This is a genomic window from Haloarchaeobius iranensis (assembly GCF_900103505.1).
Lineage (GTDB): Archaea > Halobacteriota > Halobacteria > Halobacteriales > Natrialbaceae > Haloarchaeobius > Haloarchaeobius iranensis.
The window spans coordinates 1-2,105 of sequence record NZ_FNIA01000064.1 but is presented as its reverse complement, the minus strand read 5'-3'; the positions used below and the strand labels follow the sequence as shown (position 1 = coordinate 2,105).

At 56.8% G+C, this 2,105-nt stretch carries 3 protein-coding genes and 1 pseudogene; 1 reads left to right on the top strand and 3 read right to left on the bottom strand.

Annotated features, from left to right (window positions below):
* Window positions 1–327: 327 nt before the first annotated feature.
* Both BLT27_RS18915 and BLT27_RS18910 read right to left on the bottom strand, forming a co-directional pair.
* Complete coding sequence (locus BLT27_RS18915; RefSeq protein WP_089736693.1) at window positions 328–651, bottom strand: DUF6788 family protein; 324 nt, start codon at window positions 649–651, stop codon at window positions 328–330.
* Between the two features lie 213 nt (window positions 652–864).
* A complete protein-coding gene (locus BLT27_RS18910; RefSeq protein ID WP_089736691.1) occupies window positions 865–1,278 on the bottom strand; it encodes a helix-turn-helix domain-containing protein in 414 nt (137 codons plus the stop codon).
* A 128-nt stretch (window positions 1,279–1,406) separates the two neighbouring features.
* Between BLT27_RS18910 and BLT27_RS18905 the strand changes: the two genes are divergently transcribed.
* Window positions 1,407–1,955 (top strand): DUF8170 family protein, encoded by a 549-nt coding sequence (locus tag BLT27_RS18905; protein WP_089736689.1) that lies wholly within the window; start codon window positions 1,407–1,409, stop codon window positions 1,953–1,955.
* A gap of 32 nt (window positions 1,956–1,987) precedes the next feature.
* On the opposite strand, the pseudogene BLT27_RS19485 reads toward BLT27_RS18905, so the two are convergent.
* Window positions 1,988–2,105 (bottom strand): annotated as a pseudogene (locus BLT27_RS19485) (IS1595 family transposase); the annotation flags it as partial.

Below are 2,105 nucleotides of genomic sequence, written 5' to 3'. Positions count from 1 at the left end.
ACCTTTTGCACAACTGTACTCTCCCGCTTCACTTCCAACGTTCTGACGACTCGTCCCTACGCCGTCCGTGGATTCAATAGAGCCGGTGACGACCAGACACATTGAACACATCGATAGAGGGGTGTGTCTGTTCAAGCCTGACTGAGTCGTATTCATCATTGACCTCCTCCCGCGACTGAATTTGCGGGAACCCCCTCACGGGCTTTCCTGACCCGATGAATTGACACCCCCCTATCGATGTGTAAATCCAGGATAGTCTGGCTAATTCCAGTGTTCGAGGGGGTCGACTCTCGAAACTGGGGTATTCTTCGAACTGCCTCTCGTGATTCACTCGTCCGAGTTGACTGGGGCTTTGTACTTGGATGTGACCGAATCTCCTTCCCGCCACTGCCAGTAGTAGTAGCGGTTGTCGTTGATCTCCTTGATGGTGATCGTCGCTTTCGCAGGGACATCGGCCGGGAGATCGTCTGGTCGCTCCTCTACCTCGTCTTCGTCTGCTTTCTCCTCGAGGCGAGCCTCACGTTCCTTGTACTCGGCTAGCGCTTTGGCGTACGTGGCAACGTCTCGGAGACGCTCTGGGGTTGACTCGTTGAGCGTGTTGACGATCTCCGTTGGGAGGTTCGCTGTTGGGGTCGGCGGTTCGTAGGACATTGGCTGCTCTCATGTTAACCAACGTAACCCGCAAACCGTAGCGTTGTTGGTTAAGCCGCTGTCATCGGTTTCCGCAGCTGCGGGCTGTAAGTCTCTCGACAACGTGCAATAAACAGACCTAGTCCTACACTTGGAACGTTACCGTGACGACTCACTGGGGACCGCCTGTGTGGTTGAGGAAATCGTTCCAGTTTGATCTTAAAGCACGAACAGCTACACAGCGTCGGGGCGAGGTGCGTTCTCATACTTGACCATCTTATCGGGCTTGTCAGAGATGGTGTCGTAGATCTGCTGGAGCGTCTCCTCCGCGGCGAGCAGGTTGTGCTCCTCCAGGAACTCCCGGCCCTCTTCCGTGAGTCCGTAGAACTTCCAGGGGTAGCCCTGCCGACGCTGGTTGTCATCCAGGGGGGCCTCCTTGACGATGCCGGCGTCGATGAGTTTCTGAATGTGCTTGTAGACGGTTGCGTCGCTCACGCTGGGGTTGAGTTCCTCGAGTTCGTACATGGAGGGGAGCTGCTCGGGATGCTGGAGGATGTTGTTGATCAGCGCGAACCGCGTCTGCTGAGTGACGAAGTGGACAAGTTCGCGGGACTCCATCCCCTCAGCAGTCCCCAGGTCGGTGCTCATACGACACGATACACGGCCTGGCGGCAAGTAGTTTACCCTTGAGTAAACCACTCTGGAGTAAACCAACTCCGATTGAGTTGGTGATTTACTCCATAAACCATATCGCGCGACGCTGAGATGGACCGTGTATGTCCGACGAGGAGCCATCCGTCCCTGAGGAGGTGCTCACAAGTGCGAAGGACCAACTCGACGATGAAGAGATCTCGCTGGCGGACAACGAGGAGATCCTCCACGCTCTGAGCGAGCTGACCCCCGTCTACGAGAACGACCGGTCGTACTTTGTGCTCGGGAACTACGACCGGGAGCCGATCCGGCGGCTGAATCTCGTTGTCGACCGGCTCAACCGCCGTCAGGATGCCTACGCATTCCGGATGGTTGACATCCGCGGCGAGTGGGACAACAGCATCCAGAAGTTCTGCCTGATCGCCGACATCGTGACCTACCTCGTCGGCGTCGCTGAGAAGGAGCCAAGTGACTTCCTCGTCGAACAGGGTCTCCTCGTCGGGACGACGGAGTTTTTCGAGAAAAGCCACGTCCTCAAGCGAGTGTACGAGGACGAAGAACACCCCTTCGGCTGGATGCAGGACGGCGTCTTCGAGCTGTTTGAGCAGGAGGAGCGGCTGTATCGCTGGCAGACCGAGGAGGACCTCGTCGACATGACAGAGGAACTCCCGTGACGGCAGTGGAACCGTAACTGTCTGTGTCGCTCTTATGTAGAATTGCGGGAAACCGCGATAACGAGACAATCAACGATTGACTCGGTGGATTGGCCAGCCAGAGTGAGTGACCGAACGATGCCAAAGGTGTGAGCGGCCTGTTCCAAGCCC